This is a genomic window from Streptomyces sp. NPDC048481 (assembly GCF_043200075.1).
Classification (GTDB): Bacteria; Actinomycetota; Actinomycetes; order Streptomycetales; family Streptomycetaceae; genus Streptomyces.
In genome coordinates, this window is sequence record NZ_JBICXC010000006.1 from 173,123 (window position 1) to 194,594 (window position 21,472).

Annotated in this window: 16 protein-coding genes; 7 read left to right on the plus strand and 9 right to left on the minus strand. The window is 72.4% G+C overall.

The features are described 5' to 3' along the window. Positions 1-56 precede the first annotated feature (56 nt). Together ACGFSH_RS20230 and ACGFSH_RS20235 are read right to left on the minus strand one after the other, a co-directional pair. Positions 57-839: an SDR family oxidoreductase gene (locus ACGFSH_RS20230; RefSeq protein WP_393350381.1), complete on the minus strand. Its 783-nt coding sequence runs from the start codon at positions 837-839 to the stop codon at positions 57-59. 126 nt (positions 840-965) lie between these two features. Continuing rightward, positions 966-1,916, minus strand: a complete 951-nt coding sequence (locus ACGFSH_RS20235; RefSeq protein WP_393350383.1) for a class I SAM-dependent methyltransferase — start codon at positions 1,914-1,916, stop codon at positions 966-968. A gap of 124 nt (positions 1,917-2,040) precedes the next feature. Between ACGFSH_RS20235 and ACGFSH_RS20240 the strand changes: the two genes are divergently transcribed. Beyond that, complete coding sequence (locus ACGFSH_RS20240) at positions 2,041-2,811, plus strand: phytanoyl-CoA dioxygenase family protein (protein ID WP_393350385.1); 771 nt, start codon at positions 2,041-2,043, stop codon at positions 2,809-2,811. Positions 2,812-2,941: 130 nt separating this feature from the next. Here the strand turns inward: ACGFSH_RS20240 and ACGFSH_RS20245 are convergent, their stop codons facing one another. After that, complete coding sequence (locus ACGFSH_RS20245; protein ID WP_393350387.1) at positions 2,942-4,675, minus strand: glycoside hydrolase family 6 protein; 1,734 nt, start codon at positions 4,673-4,675, stop codon at positions 2,942-2,944. A 225-nt stretch (positions 4,676-4,900) separates the two neighbouring features. Continuing rightward, a complete protein-coding gene (locus ACGFSH_RS20250) occupies positions 4,901-6,436 on the minus strand; it encodes a cellulase family glycosylhydrolase (protein WP_393350389.1) in 1,536 nt (511 codons plus the stop codon). A 262-nt stretch (positions 6,437-6,698) separates the two neighbouring features. On the opposite strand from ACGFSH_RS20250, the gene ACGFSH_RS20255 reads away from it, so the two are divergent. Both ACGFSH_RS20255 and ACGFSH_RS20260 read left to right on the plus strand, forming a co-directional pair. Further along, complete coding sequence (locus ACGFSH_RS20255; RefSeq protein WP_393350391.1) at positions 6,699-9,614, plus strand: glycoside hydrolase family 48 protein; 2,916 nt, start codon at positions 6,699-6,701, stop codon at positions 9,612-9,614. 312 nt (positions 9,615-9,926) lie between these two features. Next, complete coding sequence (locus tag ACGFSH_RS20260; RefSeq protein WP_393350394.1) at positions 9,927-12,593, plus strand: cellulose binding domain-containing protein; 2,667 nt, start codon at positions 9,927-9,929, stop codon at positions 12,591-12,593. A gap of 39 nt (positions 12,594-12,632) precedes the next feature. Here ACGFSH_RS20260 and ACGFSH_RS20265 read toward each other — a convergent pair whose 3' ends face one another. Both ACGFSH_RS20265 and ACGFSH_RS20270 read right to left on the minus strand, forming a co-directional pair. Further along, entirely contained in the window at positions 12,633-13,409 is a 777-nt protein-coding gene (locus ACGFSH_RS20265; protein ID WP_393350397.1) for a class I SAM-dependent methyltransferase, read from the minus strand. Positions 13,410-13,504: 95 nt separating this feature from the next. Beyond that, positions 13,505-13,810 carry a 4a-hydroxytetrahydrobiopterin dehydratase gene (locus ACGFSH_RS20270; RefSeq protein WP_393350400.1) on the minus strand — a complete coding sequence of 102 codons (306 nt, stop codon included), beginning with the start codon at positions 13,808-13,810 and terminating at the stop codon, positions 13,505-13,507. 162 nt (positions 13,811-13,972) lie between these two features. Between ACGFSH_RS20270 and ACGFSH_RS20275 the strand changes: the two genes are divergently transcribed. From ACGFSH_RS20275 to ACGFSH_RS20290, 4 genes are all read left to right on the plus strand, one after another. Further along, entirely contained in the window at positions 13,973-14,866 is an 894-nt protein-coding gene (locus ACGFSH_RS20275; RefSeq protein WP_393350402.1) for a helix-turn-helix domain-containing protein, read from the plus strand. 110 nt (positions 14,867-14,976) lie between these two features. After that, positions 14,977-15,840 (plus strand): helix-turn-helix domain-containing protein, encoded by an 864-nt coding sequence (locus tag ACGFSH_RS20280; protein ID WP_393350405.1) that lies wholly within the window; start codon positions 14,977-14,979, stop codon positions 15,838-15,840. Between the two features lie 135 nt (positions 15,841-15,975). After that, a complete protein-coding gene (locus ACGFSH_RS20285) occupies positions 15,976-17,694 on the plus strand; it encodes a right-handed parallel beta-helix repeat-containing protein (protein WP_393350407.1) in 1,719 nt (572 codons plus the stop codon). Next, on the plus strand, positions 17,691-18,098 hold the full coding sequence (locus tag ACGFSH_RS20290) for a hypothetical protein (protein WP_393350410.1): 408 nt from the start codon (positions 17,691-17,693) through the stop codon (positions 18,096-18,098). The genes ACGFSH_RS20285 and ACGFSH_RS20290 overlap by 4 nt, the downstream gene beginning before the upstream one ends. Before the next feature lie 121 nt (positions 18,099-18,219). Here ACGFSH_RS20290 and ACGFSH_RS20295 read toward each other — a convergent pair whose 3' ends face one another. The 3 genes from ACGFSH_RS20295 to ACGFSH_RS20305 all read right to left on the minus strand — a co-directional run bounded on the left by ACGFSH_RS20295 (position 18,220) and on the right by ACGFSH_RS20305 (position 21,388). After that, positions 18,220-18,648 (minus strand): OsmC family protein, encoded by a 429-nt coding sequence (locus tag ACGFSH_RS20295; RefSeq protein WP_329415193.1) that lies wholly within the window; start codon positions 18,646-18,648, stop codon positions 18,220-18,222. A gap of 94 nt (positions 18,649-18,742) precedes the next feature. Continuing rightward, positions 18,743-20,947 carry a phage holin family protein gene (locus tag ACGFSH_RS20300; protein WP_393350413.1) on the minus strand — a complete coding sequence of 735 codons (2,205 nt, stop codon included), beginning with the start codon at positions 20,945-20,947 and terminating at the stop codon, positions 18,743-18,745. Between the two features lie 30 nt (positions 20,948-20,977). Then, positions 20,978-21,388 carry a hypothetical protein gene (locus tag ACGFSH_RS20305; RefSeq protein ID WP_393350416.1) on the minus strand — a complete coding sequence of 137 codons (411 nt, stop codon included), beginning with the start codon at positions 21,386-21,388 and terminating at the stop codon, positions 20,978-20,980. Between the last annotated feature and the right edge of the window lie 84 nt (positions 21,389-21,472).

A 21,472-nucleotide genomic window follows, 5' to 3' on the forward strand; every position in this document is an offset into this window, starting at 1 on the left:
CCCCTTTCCGCAGGGGGCGCCCTCGACGCGTCGGGCCGGCTGTCGGTCGGCAGTCGTCAGTTGGGCTGTCCGACCGGACGGACGACGACGGTGTTGACGTCGACCCCGGCCGGCTGCCGGATCGCCCACACGACGGAGTCGGCGATCTGGTCGGCGGTCAGCAGGGGCCCTAGCGGCAGGTTGCCGTTGCCGTCCCAGAACGGGGTCTCGACCCGGCCGGGCGCGATGAGCGTCACGCCGACGCCCCACTCGGTGACCTGGCGGCGGGTGTTCTCCGCCAGCCCCGTCACCGCCCACTTGGTCGCCCCGTAGAGGTTGCCCGGCGTGTGCACGAAGCCGGCCACGCTGCCGACCAGGACGATCCGCCCCTTCGTCCGCCTGAGGGCGTCGATCGACGCGCGGATGAGCAGGGCCGGTCCGAGCACGTTGGTCAGCACCATGTCGGTCCAGCCGGCCGGGTCGCCCTCCGCGACCGAGTCGTGCGTGGCGGTCCCCGCGTTGGCGACGACCGTGTCCAGCCGCCCGAACCCGTCGAGCGCCCGGTCGACCGCCGAGCGTACGCAGTCGTAGTCGGCGGCGTTTCCGGTGACCGTCAACAGCCCCTCGGGCTCGCCCAGTTCCTCGGCGAAGGCGCGCAGCCGCTTCTCCCCGCGGCCGGTGACGACGACCCGGTGCCCCGCCTCCAGCAGCCGGCGGGCGACGGCGGCGCCGATACCGCTGCCGCCGCCGGTGATCAGCGCGACCGGCGCGTCCGGCGCTGCCGGAACCTGCGGAGTGCCCGGCGCCTCCGGAGTGCTCGCGGCGCCCGAAGTGCCCGGAGTGGCGGATGTGTTGCTCATGACATACCCCCATGACGCTGCCCGCGCGGTCCGCGGTGCGCTGCGCAGTCCATCACTTGGAGCACTCTCCAAGTCAAGCCGAGACAAAGGGACTTGACCGCCCGAACTGAGCTCCGGTTCGGCCTCCTACACCGGCTTCACCGCGGTGTGCACCGTGTGCGCGGCGAGCACGAAGACGTCCGCCCTGCGGTGCACGCCCGCCTCGTCGGCCGGATCGAGCAGCCGGTCCAGCGTGGCGCGGTCGTCGGGGCCGAGGGAGTCGCCGAAGCCGTCCCGCAACCGGGTGAGGGTCTCGGCGATGTAGAAGCGGGCCCGCTCGGAGGCGGGTGCGGGCAGGTCGAGCAGGAAGCTGCGGCTGCGGGCATGGTGCAGACCGGCCGCGCCGAGCAGCGCCGCCCAGTCCTCGGTCTCGCCCACGGAACCGGGCAGGCCGGCCCGCATCCGCGCGAACCACTCCTCCTGGAGGGCGTCCAGCCGGGCTTCCAGTCCGGGCCGCCCGAACCCGAGGTCGCGCGGCAGGAACCGGGACGGCAGACCGCCTTCCATGATCGCCAGCGTGCCGCCGGGAGCGAGCCGCTCCGCGAAGGCGGCCAGGGCGGCACGCTGGTCGCCGAGGTGATGCAGGCTGCGGCCGGCCCACAGGAGGTCGGCCGGGTAGTCCAACTGCTGGAGCGCGCCCGGAAGTTCACCGGCCAGTGTGCCGAAGCGGTCGCCGTGACCGAGGCGTTCGGCGCGCTGCCGTGCGCGCTCCAGCAGCGGGGCGGAGCCGTCGACGGCCATGACCCGCGCGCCGGGAAACGTCTCGGCGAACAGGGTGGAGACGACGCCCGGACCGCTGCCCGCGTCCACGATCAGCCCCGGTTCCGTCACCTCCTTCCCGAGCCAGGACAGGGCCCGCTCGTACAGCGGGGTGAACAGCTCGGCCTGCGCTTCGAGGTGCGGGGCCATGTCGGCCCAGTCGATCTCGGTGTCGTGTCCGTGACCGTGGGCATGGCCGAGGGCGTGACCCTGGCCCGTGGGGTGGCCGTCGTCGGGGGTGTGCGGGTCGCTGTGGGATGCGTTCGGGGGGTGCGCCATGGTGGTCAGCCTCTCGTCCGTGGTGCCGCCAGGGTGCGCCGACGCACCGGGGCGGGGCCATTCCTGTTGCCGAGGCGGCAAAAAACCGGATGCGGACGGCAAGCCGGTTCACCAGGATGGCCCGATGGACGATGCACAGATCGAGCGCTTCCTGCGGGACGGATTCGTGCGGCTCGAGGGCGCCGTCCCCCGGCGGGTCGCCCAGGACTGCGCACGGCTGCTGTGGCGGGAGACGGGGTACGACGCGGACGACCCCGGCACCTGGAAGGAGCCGGTGGTCCGCGTCGGCGACATGGCGCAGGGCCCGTTCGCGGCCGCGGCCAACGCCACGGCGCTGCACGAGGCGTTCGACCTGCTGGTGGGCGAGGGCCGCTGGACGCCGCGCTACTCGCTGGGCACGTTCCCGCTGCGGTTCCCGCACGAGGCGGAGCCCGACGACGCGGGCTGGCACATCGACGGCAGCTATGTCCCGGACGGCGCGACCTGGCCCTGGGCCAATGTGCGCTCGCGGGACCGCGCGCTGCTGATGCTGTTCCTGTTCAGCGAGGTGGGCGAGGACGACGCCCCGACGCGGATCCGGGTGGGCTCGCATCTGGACGTGCCCCCGCTGCTGGAACCGTACGGCGAGCAGGGCGTCTCGATCCTGGAGATCGCGCCGCTGCTCGACCGGACCACGGCGCACCGTCCGGTCGCGTACGCCACCGGCCGTCCCGGGGACGTCTATCTCTGCCACCCGTTCCTGGTGCACGCGGCGCAGCCGCACCATGGGAAGCGTCCCCGTTTCCTGGCCCAGCCACCGCTGAGTCCGGCCGCCCCCTTGGAACTGGAGCGGCCGGACGGCGACTACTGCGCGGTCGAGTTCGCGATCCGCCGGGGGCTGGCCCGGGAGGGCTGAGCTCCCCGGCGGATCACCGTCGCCGTCCCTCGGACGCGGCCGCTTCGGACGCGGCCGCCCGCGGGCCCGGCAGGGGCCCCCGGCGGCGGACGGTCGTCGGCGCACCGCGGCCGGGGGCCGGCGCGGCGGCCTACAGCGGCGGGTAGGCGTTCTGCATCAGCTGCTGGAACTGGGCGGAGAACCAGTGTCCGGACAGCGGGGCGTTCGGCAGGGCGCCGGACATGCTGTTGCCGTTGCGCGCGTTGCCGGTGTAGGTCGGGTCGCACATCCGGTCGAAGCCCTTGCCCTCGTCGTTGGCGACGGCAGAGCTGGCGCCGTCCGACTCACCCGGCGGCTTCATCCACACGTAGGCGTCGATCCCGGCGGCCGGCGCCGCCTTGGGACGCTCACCGAGGCCCGCGCCGGACTGGTTGCACCAGTTGCCGACGTGGATCCGGCGGTCGTAGCGGCCGCCTTCGACATAGGTGTCCACGCTGGTCGAGGCGCCCGGGCCGGTGGGCCGGGCACTGCCGCCCCAGCCGTTGCGGGAGGTGTCGATCAGCATGCCGATGTTCGACCTGAAGCCGGTGGTCACCAGCTGGTTGCGGAAGGCCTGGGCGTACGACAGCTCGTCGACGTAGCGGTTCCAGTCCACCCACTTGGACTCACGGACCGACTTGCCGCCCACCGTGTCGTTGATGGTGAAGTTGTTCTCCTTCAGGGCGCTGTAGTTCGCCGTGTTGGTGATGAAGCCGTGCACGTCGTCGACGGTCGCGCCCTCGGAGGTGGCGGCCTGGTACATGATCTGGGCGGACGGTACGAAGTTGTCGTCCCAGCCGAGCCAGCCGTGGTGTCCGGCGTCGATGTAGTTGTAGACGTTGGGGATCGCGCCGAGCTTCTTCAGCGCGTAGCCGACGCCCTTCACGTAGTTGCCGTTGGCCTTCATGGTGTCGCACGCCGGGGTGGCGGTGGCCTTGCCGCCGGTGTTGGTGACGAGGTTGGGCAGGGAGTCGATCTCGACGGTGGTGACGATCCGCAGGCCCGCGTACTTGCTGTCCGCGAGGATGGCCGCGATGGGGTCGATGAACTGGGTCTTGTACTTGTCGATCTCCGTCGGGCCGAGCTCGCCGTTGGAGGCGAGGGCCGAGCAGTCACGTCCGGGAAGGTCGTAGACCACCAGCTGGACGACTTCCTCGCCGCTGCCCTTCTGGGCGAGGGCCGCGTCCAGGTGGGCGCGCAGACCCATGTGGCCGTTCGCGCCGTTGATGGCGGCGATGCGGTCGAGCCAGACGCCGGTGGGCTGGTTGGAGACCCGGCTGCCGCCCGGCTCCGCGGCGGCCAGCGCCGACCATTCCGGGTTCACGTACACCTTGGCGCCGGCGTAGGGGTTGTCGACCTTGGTGCCCGGGGTGCCGGGGTCGGTCGGGCCCGGGTCGGTGGGACCGGGATCCGTGGGACCGGTGCCGCCGTCGACGTTGCAGGTCACGCCGTCGAGGGTGAAGGTGGCCGGGACGGCGTTGGTGCCGCTGTAGGTGCCCTGGAACCCGAAGCTGACCGAACCGCCGGTCGCCAGCGTCCCGTTGTAGCTCTCGTTGGCGGCGGTGACGCCCGTCCCGGACTGGGTGACCTTGGCGTTCCAGGCGTTGGTGACCTTCTGGCTGCCGGCGTACGTCCACTTCACCGCCCAACTCGACTTGGCGGCCGAGTTGTTGGTGACGGTGACGGCCGCGGTGAATCCGGAGCCCCAGTCGTTCTGCACCTTGTAGTCGACGCTGCACGGGATGGCGGCGATGCCCGAATCGCCGGGGACGACCGCGAGCGCCGTCCCGGAGGCGCCGGCGACCAGCGCCAGCGCGGCGAGTACCGCTGTTCTGCTACGGCTCATGAGTGCGGGTTTCCTTCTTGGTTGCGGGATGCTGTCCGTTTCCTCGGTGGTTCGGTTCGGCGTCACCGGTCGACGATCCCGGCCGGCGTCCCCGAACCCGTGTCGCTGTGCGGTGTTTCGCATGCGGTGGTCCGCGTGCGGTGATCGTGCTGGGCGCACGTGTTCGGTGCGCGTGTTCGGTGTTGCCGCCGGTGGCCCCTCGTCGGCGGGTCCGGCTCGTGGCGCCTATCCCTGGAGTCGTCCCCGGAGTGCGCGCAGATGGTCGCGCAGCCCGGTGCCGTACGCCGTGGGGGTACCGTCGTACCCCTTGATCAGGGACGGCCCCGAAGAGCAGTCCCAGGTGTTCCACGTCCAGCCCAGATAGGACAGGCCGTGGTCGTCGAACCACTTCATGACCTGGTCGACGAAACCGTGCGAGCAGGTGTTCTCCCCGATCTCTCCCGCGACGAGCGGCACACGGGCGGCCACGGGCGCGAGCGTCGAGTTCCAGCAGCCGGCGTCGGCGCAGCTGTTGAAGTTGTAGACGTGGTACGCCGCCCCGAGATTGCCGGCCGGGTCGTCGGGGCGGTGGGCGAGCCACTGGGTGAGGTCGTTGGAGTAGGCGAGGCCGCCGGCCAGGATCACGTTCCGGGCGCCGGTCGCCCGTACCGAGTCGACGAGGTCCTGCATGCCGGCGACCTGGTACCCGATGCCGGGGCAGGTGCCTCCGTCGCGCCAGCACGTCCACGCCTGGGCGGCCGTGGCGGCGGCGCGGTCCGGGTAGGGCTCGTTGAACAGGTCGAACACGACGGCCGGGTCGTTCTTGAAGGTGTTCGCCACCGACGTCCAGAACGACGGTGTGTACCGCATGTCGGGCATCGGCTTCTGGCAGGTGGCGTGCACGTCGGGGCAGCCGGCCGAGTTGCCCGTGTACTGGCCGTAGGTCCAGTGCAGTTCGACGACGGGCGTCATGCCGTGCGCCTCGACGCGGGTCACGAGCTGCTTGACCGCGTCGACGTAGTTCGCTCCGCCGTAGGCGGGGTCGATGTTCGAAAGGCCCAGCCAGCACTCCTCGTTGAGCGGGATGCGGACGGTGTTCACCTGCCAGTCCGCGATCGCCGCGACGGCCGCGTCGTCGACCGGGCCGTCCCAGATGCCGCGTCCCTGGACGCACATGAACTCGCCGCCGGAGCGGTTCACTCCGAGCAGACGGCGGTTTCCGCCGCCGGCGTCCACGAGCCTGTTGCCCGACACGTGCAGCGCGGGCGGCCCGTCACCGGGGCCCGGCGGATCGGTCGGGGGAGGAGCGGTGGGCGTGGGGGTGGAGGTGGGTGGAGAGGTGGGCGTAGGGGTGGGTGTCGGGGTGGAATCGACGTTGCAGGTCGCTCCGTTGAGCCTGAACGTCGTCGGTACGGCGTTCGCCCCCGACCTGGAGGCGACGAAACCCGCGCTGACACCAGCGCCGGAGCCGAGGGAGCCGTTCCAGCTCTCGTTCGCGGCGGTGGCCGTCGTGCCGGACTGGGACCACTCGGCGCTCCAGCCCTGGGTGATCTTCTGTCCGTTCGCGAAGTCGAAGGCGAGGCTCCAACCGTTCACGGCCGCCGCGTTGTTGGTGATCTTCACGGAGGCCTGGAAGCCGGCGTCCCACTGACCGGTGACGGAGTACTCCACCGTGCAGGCGGGCGCGGCTCCCTGCGCCGTGACGACCGGCAGCAGGGCGCCCGCGACGAGGGCGGCCGTGCCGGCGACGGCTGAAAACACTGAACGCGGGGGGTGTCGCATGAGCGAGTCCTTGCAGCTCAGGCGCGTCGTGACGGACGCGTCGACTGATGGAATCGCTCCCACTGGTGTTCCGAAGCTAGCGCCAAGTGCTGGCAAAGAACAGAGGCTCGGCTGACTTTCCATCAACTTGACGTGTCGAATCTTTTCGACTCTTCAAGCGTCTTGACCGCGTTCACACCCATCCCCACTATGGGAGCGCTCCCACTGGTTCAAGGCTTGTTGCTCCTCCCCCACTTCTCCGAGCCGCAAGGAGGACCAGCACATGGATCCCTCACGCAGACGCCGCCGGGCGCGGCGCCTGTGGACCGCCGTCACGGCGGCCCTCGCACTCCCCTTCGCCATGCTGAGCACGAGCACGACTCCCGCCCAGGCGGCAGGAGTCCAGTGCAACGTGGACTACAAGACCAACGACTGGGGCTCCGGCTTCACCGCGGATCTGACGCTCACCAACCGCGGTACGGACGCCATCAACGGCTGGACGCTCACGTATTCCTACGCGGGCAACCAGAAGCTGTCGAACGGCTGGAACGGCAGCTGGGCGCAGTCCGGTCAGCAGATCACGGTGACCAACGCCTCGTACAACGGGACCATCGCCGCGGGCGCGGCGGTCAGTACGGGCGCGCAGTTCACCTACAGCGGCGCCAACGCCGCCCCCGCCTCGTTCTCGGTCAACGGCACCGCCTGCGTCGGCGCGCACCAGCCGCCGGTCACGGTGCTGACCAGCCCGACCGCGGGCGCCGTCTACACCCAGGGGGACGCGGTGCCGCTCGCGGCGACCGCCGCGGCCGCCGACAACGCGACCATCACCAAGATCGAGTTCTACGACGACACGACCCTGCTGGGCACGGACACGAGCGCGCCGTACACGCTGTCCGCCTCCGGCTTGTCCGTGGGCAGTCATTCGCTGGTGGCGAAGGCCTACGACAGCCTGGGCGCGTCCGCGTCGTCGACACCGGTCGGCGTCACGGTGGCCTCGGGGCCGGCCGTGGTCTCCTCCTCCAACCAGCTGGCCGTGCAGCAGGGCAAGACGGGCACCTACTCGCTGAAGCTGTCGACCCAGCCGTCGGCGAACGTGACCGTCACGACCGCCCGGACCACGGGCAACACCGGTCTCACGGTGACGGGCGGGGCGAGCCTCACGTTCACGCCGTCGAACTGGAACACGGCCCAGAACGTGACCATCACCGCCAACGCCTCGGGCACGGGCGCGGCGACCTTCGAGTCGACGGCCGCCGGGCACGCCAAGGCGTCGGTCACGGCCACGGAGATCCCCGGCGCCAAGACGTACGACGCCCGGTTCCTGGACCTCTACGGCAAGATCACCAACCCGGCGAACGGCTACTTCTCCCCCGAGGGCATTCCGTACCACTCGGTGGAGACGCTGATCGTCGAGGCCCCGGACCAGGGACACGAGACCACGTCCGAGGCCTACAGCTACCTGCTGTGGCTCCAGGCGATGTACGGCAAGATCACCGGCGACTGGACCAAGTTCAACGGCGCCTGGGACATCATGGAGAAGTACATGATCCCCACCCACGCCGACCAGCCGACCAACTCGTTCTACAACGCGTCCAAGCCGGCCACCTACGCGCCGGAGCTGGACACGCCGAACGAGTACCCCGCGAAACTGGACACCGGCGTCTCCGTGGGCACGGACCCCATCGCGGGTGAGCTGAAGAGCGCCTACGGCACGGACGACGTCTACGGCATGCACTGGCTCCAGGACGTCGACAACACCTACGGGTACGGCAACGCGCCCGGCAAGTGCGAGGCCGGCCCCGCGGACACCGGACCGTCCTACATCAACACCTTCCAGCGCGGTGCGCAGGAGTCGGTGTGGGAGACGGTGCCGCAGCCGACCTGCGACGCCTTCAAGTACGGCGGCAGGAACGGCTACCTGGACCTGTTCACCGGCGACTCCTCCTACGCCAAGCAGTGGAAGTTCACCGACGCCCCCGACGCCGACGCGCGCGCCGTGCAGGCCGCCTACTGGGCGGACCTGTGGGCCAAGCAGCAGGGCAAGGGCGGCGAGGTATCCACGACGGTCGGCAAGGCCGCCAAGATGGGCGACTACCTGCGCTACGCGATGTACGACAAGTACTTCAAGAAGGTCGGCAACTGCGCCGGGCCGAGCACCTGCCCGGCCGGGACCGGCAAGGACGCCTCGCACTACCTGCTGTCCTGGTACTACGCCTGGGGCGGCGCCACCGACACCAGCGCGGGCTGGGCATGGCGCATCGGCTCCAGCCACACCCACGGCGGCTACCAGAACCCCCTGGCCGCCTACGCCCTGAGCAACAACGCCGACCTCAAGCCGAAGTCGGCGACCGGGCAGGCAGACTGGGCCAAGTCGCTGGGCCGTCAGCTGGAGTTCTACCGCTGGCTCCAGTCCAGCGAGGGCGCCATCGCGGGCGGGGCCACCAACAGCTGGGCGGGACGCTACGCGACTCCCCCGGCCGGCACGTCGACCTTCTACGGCATGTACTACGACCAGCAGCCCGTCTACCACGACCCGCCGTCCAACCAGTGGTTCGGCTTCCAGGCGTGGTCGATGGAACGCGTCGCCGAGTACTACCAGCAGACGGGGAACGCGAGCGCCAAGGCGGTCCTCGACAAGTGGGTCGACTGGGCGCTGTCCAAGACCACGATCAACCCGGACGGCACCTTCCGCATCCCCTCCACCCTCCAGTGGTCGGGCCAGCCCGACACCTGGAACGCCTCGAGCCCCGGCGCCAACACGGGACTCCACGTCACCGTCGCCGACTACACCGACGACGTCGGAGTGGCCGCCGCGTACGCCAAGACCCTGTCGTACTACGCCGCCAAGTCCGGTGACGCGGAGGCGAAGACGACCGCCAAGGCGCTCCTGGACGGGATGTGGGCCAACAACCAGGACGCCCTCGGCATCGCGGTCCCGGAGACCCGCACCGACTACAGCCGCTTCAACGACAGCGTGTACGTCCCGAGCGGTTTCAGCGGCAAGATGCCCAACGGCGACGCGATCAACTCGTCCTCGACCTTCGCCTCGCTGCGCTCCTTCTACAAGAACGACCCCGCCTGGTCGAAGATCCAGGCCTATCTCGCGGGCGGCGCCGCCCCCGTGTTCACGTACCACCGCTTCTGGGCCCAGGCGGACATCGCCCTGGCCATGGGCTCGTACGCGGAGCTTCTCGAATAGCCCCCGCCGAGCACTCCGCGGTGCGGGCGGTGTTCGTCCGCGGGCCGGCCCCGGCCGGCCGTGCGGCACCCCGCGCCCCCGGCCCGCCCCGCGGGACCCGGGAGCACGGGGGGACGCCGCCCCACGGCGGAGTCGCTCGAAGGCTCCGCGTACGTGGCTCCGTCACCTGACGACGGGGCCCAGGCCGGGCGGCCCCCATCCGCACAGGGGGCCGCCCGGCCGTCGCACGTCCCGCACCTGCTCCTGCGCCCGCACCGATCTTTCCGCACCGATCTCCTCCCCCCCATGCGTTCCGCGAGGAAGGACCCCACCGTGCGAAGAACCCGCATACTCACGGCCGTGCTGGCGCTCGCCGCCGGCCTGATCGCGGGCAGTCCGCCCGCGCTCGCGTCGGACGGACCCCGGACGACGCTCGCCGCCGAGTCGTACACCTGGAAGAACGCCCGCATCGACGGCGGCGGCTTCGTGCCGGGCATCGTCTTCAACCGCAAGGAGAAGAACCTCGCCTACGCCCGCACCGACATCGGCGGCGCCTACCGCTGGCAGGAGTCGAGCAAGAGCTGGACGCCGCTGCTGGACTCGGTCGGCTGGACGGACTGGGGGCACACCGGCGTGGTGAGCCTGGCCTCGGACTCCGCCGACCCGGACAAGGTGTACGCGGCGGTCGGCACGTACACCAACAGCTGGGACCCGGGCAACGGGGCCGTGCTGCGCTCCGCCGACCGGGGCGCGAGCTGGCGCAAGACGGACCTGCCCTTCAAGCTCGGCGGCAACATGCCCGGCCGGGGGATGGGCGAGCGGCTCGCGGTCGACCCGAACAAGAACAGCGTGCTGTACCTGGGCGCCCCCAGCGGCAGGGGCCTGTGGCGGTCGGCCGACTCCGGCGTCACCTGGTCGCAGGTGACCGCGTTCCCCAACCCCGGCAACTACCAGCAGGACCCGTCCGACACGAGCGGGTACGCCTCCGACAACCAGGGCGTCGTCTGGGTCACCTTCGACGAGTCGACGGGTACGGCCGGCACCGCCACGAAGACTGTCTACGTCGGCGTGGCGGACAAGGACAACGCCGTCTACCGCTCGACGGACGCGGGCGCGACCTGGACCCGGCTGGCCGGGCAGCCGACGGGATACCTGGCGCACAAGGGCGTGCTGGACGCCGTCAACGGCTACCTGTACATCGCCTACAGCGACAAGGGCGGCCCCTACGACGGCGGCAAGGGCCGGCTGTGGCGGTACGCGACGGCCACCGGGACGTGGACGGACATCAGCCCGGTGGCGGAGGCCGACACGTACTACGGCTTCAGCGGGCTCACCGTCGACCGGCAGCGGCCGGGCACCGTCATGGCCACCGCCTACAGTTCCTGGTGGCCCGACACGCAGATCTTCCGGTCGACCGACAGCGGCGGCACCTGGACGAAGGCGTGGGACTACACGTCGTACCCCGACCGGGCGAACCGCTACACCATGGACGTCTCCGCCACGCCCTGGCTGACCTGGGGAGCGAACCCGGCCCCGCCGGAGCAGACGCCCAAACTGGGCTGGATGACCGAGGCGCTGGAGATCGACCCGTTCGACTCCGGCCGCATGATGTACGGCACGGGCGCGACGATCTACGGCACGGAGAACCTCACCCAGTGGGACAGCGGGGGCAAGTTCACCCTCAGGCCGATGGTGCGAGGGCTGGAGGAGACCGCCGTCAACGACCTGGCGTCTCCCCCGACCGGCGCCCCGCTGCTCAGCGCGCTCGGCGACATCGGCGGCTTCCGCCACACGGACCTGACGAAGACGCCGTCGATGATGTTCACCTCCCCGAACTTCACGACGACGACGAGTCTGGACTTCGCCGAGAAGAACCCCGCCACGGTGGTGCGGGTCGGCGACCTCGACTCGGGCCCGCACGTGGCGTTCTCGACGGACAACGGCGCCAACTGGTTCGCCGGGACCGACCCCTCGGGCGTCAGCGGCGGCGGGACGGTCGCCGCGGCGGCCGACGGCAGCCGGTTCGTGTGGAGCCCGGCGGGCGCGCCCGTGCAGTACACCACCGGCTTCGGCACCTCGTGGCAGGCCGCGAGCGGCATCCCCGCGGGCGCGGTCGTCGAGTCGGACCGGGTCGACGCCAAGGTGTTCTACGGCTTCAAGTCCGGCCGCTTCTACACGAGTTCGGACGGCGGCGCGACGTTCACCGCGTCCGCGGCGACGGGACTGCCGAGCGGCGACAGCGTGCGCTTCAAGGCACTGCCCGGCGGGCGGGGCGACGTCTGGCTGGCGGGCGGGGCGAGCGACGGCGCCTACGGGCTGTGGCACTCGACCGACGCCGGCGCGACCTTCGCCAAGCTGTCCACCGTCGAGCAGGCGGACACGATCGGGTTCGGCAAGGCGGCGACGGGCGCGTCGTACCAGACCCTCTACACCAGCGCGAAGATCGCCGGAGTGCGGGGCATCTTCCGCTCGACGGACAAGGGGGCGACCTGGACCCGCGTCAACGACGACGCCCACCAGTGGGGCTGGACGGGCGGGGCGATCACGGGCGACCCGAGGGTCTACGGGCGCGTCTACGTCTCGACGAACGGCCGGGGCGTGATCTACGGCGACACCTCCGACACCGGCGGCGGGGACGGCGGAGGCGGGGGCACCGACCCCACCGACCCCACTCCGACGGGTGCCTGCGCGGTGACGTACACCATCACCAACCAGTGGTCGGGCGGCTTCCAGGCGGACGTGAAGCTCACCAACACCGGCACGAGCGCGTGGTCCGGCTGGAGCCTGGGCTGGACGTTCCCCGACGGGCAGACGGTCTCCCAGCTGTGGAACGCCGACCACACCCAGTCGGGCGCGGCGGTCACGGCGAGGAACATCGCCTGGAACGGCAATGTGGCGGCCGGTTCGTCGGTCGGCTTCGGCTTCACCGGGAACTGGTCGGGCTCGAACACGAAACCCGCCGCGTTCAGACTCGGCGACCGCAGCTGCGCGGTGGGCTGACCCGGGAAGCCGGACCCCGCCCCTGCCGGGTCGGGGACGTCACCCGGCCCGGCGCGCGCCCGCGAGCGGGCCGGGAAGCGGTCTGCGGAACGCCCTGAGCGTGAAGACGGGGTCCGGGCGGGGCCGGTCCTGGTCGGGCAGGGCCGCGAGGCGGGCGGCGAAGCCGTCGGCGAGCGGGTGTCCGGGCGGGAGGGTGACGAACCATCCGCGCCGCAGGTCCGCGATGGCCCGGCGAGGGCTGCGGCCCTGCCCCCGGCCGGGGAAGCGGGCCTCCCCGGCCGGGACCAGGCCGCACTCCCGGGCGTAGGACTCCACCACCTCGGGGGCGTCCGGGGCCGGCCGGGGCGGACGGGCCGCCAGGACGACATCGATGTCGCTGCCCACGTTGTGCGAGGCGCCCTTGTCGACCGTGGTGACGTAGACGCCGCCGGGCCGCAGCACCCGCGCGCACTCGGCGACGATCCGCCGCGCGTGCGCGGGGTCCTCGACGAGATGGAGCAGCCACACACTGCTCACGGCGTCGAACTCCGCGTCCCGGAAGGGGAGTCGGCGAGCGTCCGCGAGGACGACGGCGCCGGGCAGCCGGGCGGCCGCGTGTGCGGCCATGGCGCCGACGCGGTCCACGCCCGTCACCCGCAGCCCCTCCCGGCCGGACGCGAGCCGCCGGGTCACGCTGCCCGTGCCGCAGGCGACGTCCAGCAGGCTGCGCGCCCCGGCCGGCAGGAGGCTCAGCACACCCTCCGCGGCGGCCGCCGCGCGGGGTTCGCCGCCGCGCGAGACGTCGTACCGTTCGGCTTCCTCGTCGTAGTCCAGCATGCCGGTTCCCCGTTCCCCGTTCGGTCGCCGCCGTCGTCCGCCCCGCGCTGCACCCGTCGTCCGCCCAGCCGTGCCGCCTGCCCCGGACCGCCCGCTCAGCGCGCGCCGTGCGCGGAGGCCGCGGCCTCCACCCGGCGGGCCAGCTCCACGTCCAGGCGGGTGACGGCGCCTCCCGCGCTGTGGGTGTGCACCGCGAGGGACACCGTGTGGTAGCCCAGGGTCAGGTCGGAGTGGTGGTCCAGTTCCTCCTGGATCCGTGCGACATGCACCACCAGGGCCGTGGCGGCGAAGTGGGAGTCCAGCCGGTACGAGCGGGTGAGGCTGTCGCCGTCGAGGGACCAGCCGGGCAGCTCGGACAGCCGCTCCTCGATCTCCTTCCGCGACAGCGGTTCGACGGACATGTCCCGGCTCCCTTCCTGGATGTCGCGCACCTGTCCAGCGTGCCACAGGAACGCCGTACCGGCCCTGGTCATAGCCGCGCCCGCGGCCGGCGCACCGCGCTCCTTGACGCCGGGCAGCCTCGGCCGCGCACCGCGCCGCCCTCCTGGACTACGGTCGTGACCATGACGACCGCCGCGACCGGTACGAACGCCGTCCCCGCCGTCCCCGCCGACCGCGGTGTCGGGCCGCTGCTGCGGGCCTGGCGGGAGCGCCGCCGGATGAGCCAGCTGGAACTGGCGCTCGGCGCCGACTCCTCGGCCCGCCACATCAGTTTCGTGGAGACCGGCCGCTCCCGGCCCAGCGAGGAGATGGTGCTGCGGCTCGCCGAACGCCTGGACGTGCCCGTACGGGAACGCAACGCGCTCCTGCTGGCCGCCGGGTACGCCCCGCGCTACCCGCAGACCCCGCTGGACGATCCCGCGCTGGACGCGGTGCGCTCCGGCCTGGAGCGGCTGATCCGGGGCTACGAGCCCTACCCGGCGCTGATCATGGACGCGCACTACGACGTGGTGGCGGCCAACCGGGGCATCATGATGCTGCTGGACGGCGTCCCGGAGTCCCTGCTCGCGCCGCCGCTGAACGCGATGCGCCTCACGCTGCACCCCGAGGGTCTCGCGCCGCGCATCCGCAATCTGCGCGAGTGGCGCGGCCACCTGCTGGCGCAGATGGAGCGGCAGATCGCGCTGTACCGCTCGGCGCCGCTGCGGGAGCTGTACGACGAGGTTGCCGCTTATCCCGTCGCCGACGGGCTGTGCGGCCCGGCCCCGGCCACCCGGACCGACGAGACCGGGAGGGGCGAGGAGAGCGCGGAGAGCGCGGAGGGCGAGGAGACCGAGGCGGTTGCGTATTTCGCGCTGCCGCTGCGGATCGAGCACGAGGGGCGGGTCCTCTCCTTCATCTCGTCCGTCTCCACCTTCAACACCCCCATGGACGTGACGGTCGCCGAACTCGCCGTCGAGACGTTCCTGCCGGCCGACCCGGCCACGGCGAAGTACCTGCATATGACTACGAACTGACGCTCAGTCATATCTGTGGGGTGAGGAATGTTCGGCTCCGTTCCCGTCGGCCGGAGGCCCGGAACGTGACACACTGGCCGGTGTGCCCGAACGCTTAGGGGAGACGTGGCGTGAGTGAACGGCGGCCCGCGCCCACGGTGGGGCAGGTGGTGCTCGGCAGACGGCTCCAGGAGCTGCGCGAGGCGGCCGGCCTCAGTCGCGAGGAGGCGGCCCGCTCCCTGCGCGTCGCTCCGGCGACGGTGCGCCGGATGGAGACGGCCGACGTCGCGCTGAAGGTCCCGTACGTACAGGTGCTGCTGGAGGCCTACGGCGTCCCCGAGGCGGAGACGCAGGCGTTCGTCTCGCTCACCGAGGAGGCCAACCGGCCCGGCTGGTGGCAGCGTTACCACGATGTGCTGCCGGAGTGGTTCAGCCTGTACGTCAGCCTGGAGGGCGCGGCCCGGCTGATCCGCTCGTACGAGCCGCACTTCATCCCCGGGCTGTTGCAGACGGAGGACTACGCGCGGGCGGTGCTGGAGGCGGGCACGGTCGGGCGGACCACCCCGCGGTCCATCGAGCGCCACGTGTCGCTGCGGATGGCTCGCCAGCGCCTGCTGGAGAGCGAGGACCCGCCCCACCTGTGGGTGGTGATGGACGAGACGGTGCTGCGCCGCCCGGTCGGCGACGACCCCGCCGTGATGACCGGACAGCTCGACAGGCTGGTGGAGTTCGCCGAACGCGACCGGATCACCCTCCAGATCTCCGAGTTCGCGACGGGACCGCATCCGGGGACGTCCGCCCCGTTCTCGCTGTTCCGCTTCGCCGAGCCCGAACTGCCCGACATGGTCGTCGCCGAGTACCTGACAGGCGCCCTGTACCTCGACGACCGCAAGGAGGTCTCCGCCCACCTGGAGGTCCTCGACCACATGACGACGCACGCCGCGTCCGCGTCGCGCACCGAGGAGATCCTGCGGGAGGTCCGCGCCGCCCTCTGAACCGCGGCCCGCCCGCCCGGCCGTCGGGGTGTGTGAAGGCCTCGTGCGGCCCCGCCGTCACCCGGGCGGCCCCGGTAGCATCGGTGACCGCGAGTCGACGGCGGTTTCACGATCGGTGCGGCGGGGGCAGCGGGCATGGTCAAGAAGTACGTCGTGTCGCCGCACGGGGGACGCGGCGGACACCGGGACATCGGGTCCGCGCTGCGCGCCGCCGCGGCGCGCGGGCGGCCGGCGCGCGTGGAGATCGCGCCCGGCCACTACGAGGAACACCTCGCCGTGCGCGGGGAGATCGAACTGGTCGCGCTCGGCGAGCCGGGCACCGTGGTGGTGAGCGGCCCCCGGGGCACCGTGCTCGACGCTCTCGGCCAGGTCGTGGTACGCGGGCTGGTCCTGGTGGGGCGGGACGCAGCCGCCGGCGTCGTCGACTGCCAGGGCGGCTCCCTCGTGCTGGACAGCGTGGAGGTGCGGGCCCACGACGGGGTGTGCGTGCAGGTGCGACCGCGCGCCGCGGCCACCCTGACCGACTGCCGGTTCCGTTTCGGCCGGGTTGTGTTCGCCGGCTCCGCCGGGCACGTCGAACGGTGCCGTTTCGCGGACTGCGCCGACAACGCGCTCGCCGTGATCCAGAACGCCCGGGTCACGGTGCGGGCCGCTCACGTCGACGGCGCCCGCATCCACGGCGTGCGGGTCAGCGACGCGTGGGCGCACCTCGCCGGGTGCGAGGTCACCGGGACCGAGAAGGCGGCTCTCATGGCGGACACCCGCGCCGAGATGGTCGTGGAGGACTGCCGGGTCGACGCCGTGCACATGGCGGCGCTCGCGTACGTCGAGCAGTCCCGCGGCTCGGTACGCGGCACCCGTGTCACCGACGCCGAGAACGGGGTTCTGGTGGCGAGCGGCGCCGACCCCTCGGTGCACGGCTGCGTGTTCGCCGACTGCCGCGACACCGGCGTCCACGTCCAGGACGCGGGCCGGGGCGCCTTCGAGGACTGCGAGATCCTCGGCGCGGGCAACGTCGGGATCCTGTCCACCCGCGGCGGCGCCCCCCGCGTCACCGGGTGCCGCGTCACGGGCGGCAACGTCGGCATCGCCGTCACCGACAAGGCCCGCGGCCGCTTCACCGGCACCACCGTCTCGGACCTGACCGGCGTCGCGCTGCGGGTCTGGGACGAGAGCAAGGCCGTCTTCGAGCGGATGGGCGTCGAGCGCTGTCCGTTCGGCCTGGAGACACGCGGAAACGGCGGGACGGCGGCCGAGCTGACCGACACGGTGATCCAGGACTTCGACATGGCGGCCGTGGCAGCGGTCGGCCAGTCCCGGGCCGTCGTGAAGAAGCTCCGCGCGGAGCGCGGGCTGGTGGGCTTCAGCGTCGGCGAGGAGGCTCAACTGCACCTGCACGACTGCGAGGTCACGGCGATGACCACCGGCGGGGCGCTCGCGCACGGCTCGGCGCGGCTGGTCGCCGTGAACCTCGGCGTCACCGACGCCCAGTCGTTCGGGCTGTGCGCGACGGACTCGGCGTACGTGGACGTCGCGCACAGCCGTTTCGACGGCTGCGGGGCCACCGGCATGCGCTTCGACGGCTCCGGCGGCGGCCGGCTCGTGGAGTGCTCGGTGACGGGCACGGGGGCCACCGCCGTCCAGCACAACGACCGCGTCGACCTGACGACGCTGCGCACCACCCTGCCGGTCGTGCGGATCGCCGAACCCGCCCCCGCGCCGGTGTCCGTCGTCAACAACTACTACGGTCCGGTGTTCCACCAGGCGGTCCACCACGCCCAACTGGCGTGGAACAACAGCACCGTCGTCCAGCGGCAGACCAATCACGGCGATGAGGACGGAGTCGGCGGATGAGCGACCCCCAGCAGGTGAACAACTACGACGGGCCGGTGTTCCACGGCGGCGTGTCCAGCTCCCAGTTCGCCTGGAACAACGAGACGGTCACCCAGAACCAGCAGCTCAACGGCCCCGTGGCGCCGGGCCACGAGGCGCTCGCGGCGCTGGTGGGCGAGCTGCTGCGGCAGCTTCCCGGCGCGGGCCTCCCCGACCGCGAGCGCGAGGACGCCGAGGCCGCCGCGCAGGAGGTGCTGGCGGAGGTCACCACCGGGCAGGATCCGGAGCCGGGCCGGCTGCGCCGCGCGCTGAACGGTCTCAGGGGAGCCCTGGCCCCGGTGGCGACAGGGATCGCGGCGGGCACGGCGGTGGGGGCGCAGGAGTGGGCGCAGGAGGCGATCAGGGGCCTCAGCGCCCTGGTCTGACCCTGGCTCGGCTGCTCCCCCGCCGCGCTGCCGTCCCGGTTCCCCGACCCGGCCCCGGGACCGCTTCCGCTCGGCGTCGGCGGACGCGGCCGGGGCCGGGGCCGGGTGGCTGCGGGACCGCTCAGGCGAGCTTGGCCGAGAGGGTGATCGGGACGGCCTTGAGGGCCTGGCTGACGGGGCAGCCGACCTTGGCCTGCTCGGCGGCGGCGACGAACGCCTCCTCGTCGAGGCCGGGGACCGAGCCCTCGACGGTCAGATGGATGCCCGTGATGCCCTCACCCGGCTGGAAGGTGACGTCGGCGGAGGTCGTCAGCCTGGCCGGCGGGGTGCCCGCGCCGGCGAGGGCGTGCGAGAACGCCATGGAGAAGCAGCTGGAGTGGGCGGCCGCGATCAGCTCCTCGGGGCTGGTCTTGCCGTTCGCCTCCTGGGTGCGGGCGGCCCACGTCACGGGCTGCTGGTCGATGGCGCCCGAGGAGTCGAAGGTCACGACCCCGTTGCCCTCGATCAGGTTGCCTTCCCAGACGGTGTGTGCGGAGCGCGTGGTGGCCACGGTGGTTCCTTTCGCATGAGTGTCCCGTCGGGGGACGGGTCTTCCGTACCCCCATCCGATCACACTCTCGCGCACCGCACCCGGAACACGGGCCTCAGGCGACGTGCTCCTCGGGCGCCGACTCCGTGTCCGTCGCCGGCTCCCTCGTGGTCTGCGGTTGCGGCTCCGTGTCGCGGTGCGGCTCCAGGGGCACCTCGGGGCCGTCGGACTCGCGCAGCCAGCGCCGCAGGATCCGGTGGACGTCCTCCGCGCCCGCCGGCTCCGCGCCGTCCTCGACGGGCGCGGACAGGGCGAGCGGGGAGAGCAGGAAGGGCCTGGCCTGCGCGCCGCCGAGGCCGCCGTGGGAGCCGATCTGCTCCTCGAAGGCGAGGACCTCGCCGTCGGCCGGGTCGTGGAAGGAGTTGACCATGATGTCGGCGGTGTGCGGGAAGGTGTGGGTGCGGCGGACGGCGTCGGCCGCACCCGGCCCGAACACGGCCAGCGGGCCGGGGTCCTCGTCGAGCCGGTCCAGGGGTATCTCCGCGCCGTACGCGCCGAGGACGACGCCGCCGTGCCGCTCGCTGCGCACGAGGAGGAAGCCGATGCCGGGATGGTTGGCCAGCGTGGACAGCAGCGCGGGGTGACGGGCGTCGATCTCCTCCTTGCTCATCCGGTGCGGCACATCGGGGAACGAGACGAGCCCGAGGTTGCCCGAGGCGAGCACGATCGGCTCGCAGTCGCGGCCCGCCGGGCTCCGCCGCCCGCCGCCCTCCTCGACCGGCCGGCGCAGCGCCGCGCGGACGGCCGCACGGGCCTCCGCGCCGCTGTGGGTGCGCTGGGCCCGGCGCGGGACGGGCAGTCCGCAGCCCGCCCGGACCAGGTCGCCGAGGGTGAGGCCGTAGCGGGCGTGGAACGTCTCGCCCGGGCTCTGGCCGTGGTCGGACAGGACGACGATCCGGTAGGGGCGGGGGGCGTGTTCGGCGACGCCCTCGACCAGCGCGAGCGCCCGGTCGAGCCGCCCCAGCACCTGCTCGGTGTCCCGGCCCAGCGGCCCGGAGTGGTGCGCGACCTCGTCGTAGGCCACGAGGTCGGCGTAGACGGCGGTGCGTCCGGCGAGCATGTCGCCGGTGACGGCGGCCACCACGACGTCCCGTTCGACGACGGTCGCGAAGGCGCGCACGAGGGGGTAGAGGCCGCCGCGTCCCACCCGCGGGCGCTCCTTGCGCAGCCGGGCCCGGGTGGACTGGGCGATCTCGCGGACCACCTCGGCGACGAACGACAGGGCCGTGCGCACCGCGTTGGCCGGGTCGGAGAAGTAGGCGAAGTAGCCGGCCCGCGACCGGTTCTCCCGGCTGCGCCGGCGCACGGCGATGGACAGCACGAGCGCCTGCTCGTCGGCGCCGCCGCTGAAGAGGTTGCCGCGGCTCGCGCCGTCGGCGGACAGCAGCCCTCCGTCACCGGTGCGTTCGACCGCCCGGCGCTGGAGTTCGGCGGCGCTGGTGGGGCGGTTGCTGACCATGACCTCCCCGCTGTCCTTCTCGTACCAGCGGAAGGCGGGCACGTCGTGGTTGCTGCCGTGCAGGATGCCCAGTTGGCTCGCGCCGGTCTGGCTCGACCAGTCGGTGCGCCAGGGGGTGAGACGGTGCGTGGCGGCGCCGTCGGCGCCGGGCGTGCGGCCCAGCCACCTGGCGACGGTCGGCATCAGCCCTTTGCGCACGGCCGCTTCGAGGACGTCGTGGCCGACGCCGTCGAGCTGGAGGAAGACGGTGCCGGGCGTGCCGGGACAGGCGGGGCCGCCTCGTCGACGGCGGTCGGCGAGCCGGTACAGGTGGCGGCGGTAGGCGTCGTCGTCGCGTACCGCGAGGGCGCCTCCGGTGGCGGAGGCCACGGCGGACATCACGGCGGCGACGATGACGGCGGTCTCGGGCGCCGCCTCGCTCTGTCCGGACGGGTTCAGCCGCAGGGCGAGCAGCAGCAGCGAGCCGTTGAGGAAGAACACCAGCAGGCCGAGGACCAGGGCCGGCACCAGCAGCAGCAGACGCACCAGCAGCGGCCACACCAAGGCGGACAGCACGCCGAACACCCCGGCGCCGACGGCCGCGGTCACGGCGATGGTGGTGGAGCTGTCGCCGTCGGCGGACTGCAACCGGAAGTCCGGCAGGATCCCGGCCAGCACCAGCATCGTCAGCGTGGAGACGCCCCACACCGTGATGCTGCGCCCGGCCTGGCCGACGGCCCGCCGCCATCGCACCCCACGCACGCCCCGTACACCTCGCGTTCCGGCCCCGACGCCCGTGGAGGCCGCCCTCCACCCTGCCATACGGTCGTACCGGTCACCTCGGGGCGGCGGCTACTGTCCGTCGTAGCCGGCCGTCGGCATGGACAGCCTGCGGTGCACCCGGGCCTTCATCTGCGCGTCGTAGGCCGGCTCGGCGCAGCCGACGGTCTCCACCCGCACCCCGCGGCGCGCGCACTCCGCGGAGAACTCCTCGACGGACGACAGCGCGCTCTCCAGCACCCGGCGGCTCGGCGCGACGAACAGGTCGTACCCGGGCCGGACGCCGTCCCACAGCACGCAGTGGTCGGCGCGCACCCCGCGCACCAGCAGTTCCCGGCCGACGACGTATCCGCGTTCCGCGGCCCACCGCGCGCACATCGCGTGCTGGCTGCGGGAATCCACCAGGAAGGGATCGGCGTCCAGTTCCTCGAGCGGCGTCAGACTCGCGATCGCCGTGACCCGCATGACCCGCGACGGTCCCATGGCGTCCCCCTCACCTCCGGGTTTCGCCGCCGACCCTACTCCTGCCCGTAGGCTTCGGGGGAGTCGCGCGAAGGAGGCAAAGAG

Excerpts from the sequence above, each read along its gene's own strand:
- ACGFSH_RS20230 (WP_393350381.1), bottom strand. The coding sequence starts at position 839 with ATGAGCAACACATCCGCCACTCCGGGCACTTCGGGCGCCGCGAGCACT.
- ACGFSH_RS20235 (WP_393350383.1), bottom strand. The coding sequence starts at position 1,916 with ATGGCGCACCCCCCGAACGCATCCCACAGCGACCCGCACACCCCCGAC.
- ACGFSH_RS20240 (WP_393350385.1), top strand. The coding sequence starts at position 2,041 with ATGGACGATGCACAGATCGAGCGCTTCCTGCGGGACGGATTCGTGCGG.
- ACGFSH_RS20245 (WP_393350387.1), bottom strand. The coding sequence starts at position 4,675 with ATGAGCCGTAGCAGAACAGCGGTACTCGCCGCGCTGGCGCTGGTCGCC.
- ACGFSH_RS20250 (WP_393350389.1), bottom strand. The coding sequence starts at position 6,436 with ATGCGACACCCCCCGCGTTCAGTGTTTTCAGCCGTCGCCGGCACGGCC.
- ACGFSH_RS20255 (WP_393350391.1), top strand. The coding sequence starts at position 6,699 with ATGGATCCCTCACGCAGACGCCGCCGGGCGCGGCGCCTGTGGACCGCC.
- ACGFSH_RS20265 (WP_393350397.1), bottom strand. The coding sequence starts at position 13,409 with ATGCTGGACTACGACGAGGAAGCCGAACGGTACGACGTCTCGCGCGGC.
- ACGFSH_RS20270 (WP_393350400.1), bottom strand. The coding sequence starts at position 13,810 with ATGTCCGTCGAACCGCTGTCGCGGAAGGAGATCGAGGAGCGGCTGTCC.
- ACGFSH_RS20275 (WP_393350402.1), top strand. The coding sequence starts at position 13,973 with ATGACGACCGCCGCGACCGGTACGAACGCCGTCCCCGCCGTCCCCGCC.
- ACGFSH_RS20285 (WP_393350407.1), top strand. The coding sequence starts at position 15,976 with ATGGTCAAGAAGTACGTCGTGTCGCCGCACGGGGGACGCGGCGGACAC.
- ACGFSH_RS20290 (WP_393350410.1), top strand. The coding sequence starts at position 17,691 with ATGAGCGACCCCCAGCAGGTGAACAACTACGACGGGCCGGTGTTCCAC.
- ACGFSH_RS20300 (WP_393350413.1), bottom strand. The coding sequence starts at position 20,947 with ATGGCAGGGTGGAGGGCGGCCTCCACGGGCGTCGGGGCCGGAACGCGA.
- ACGFSH_RS20305 (WP_393350416.1), bottom strand. The coding sequence starts at position 21,388 with ATGGGACCGTCGCGGGTCATGCGGGTCACGGCGATCGCGAGTCTGACG.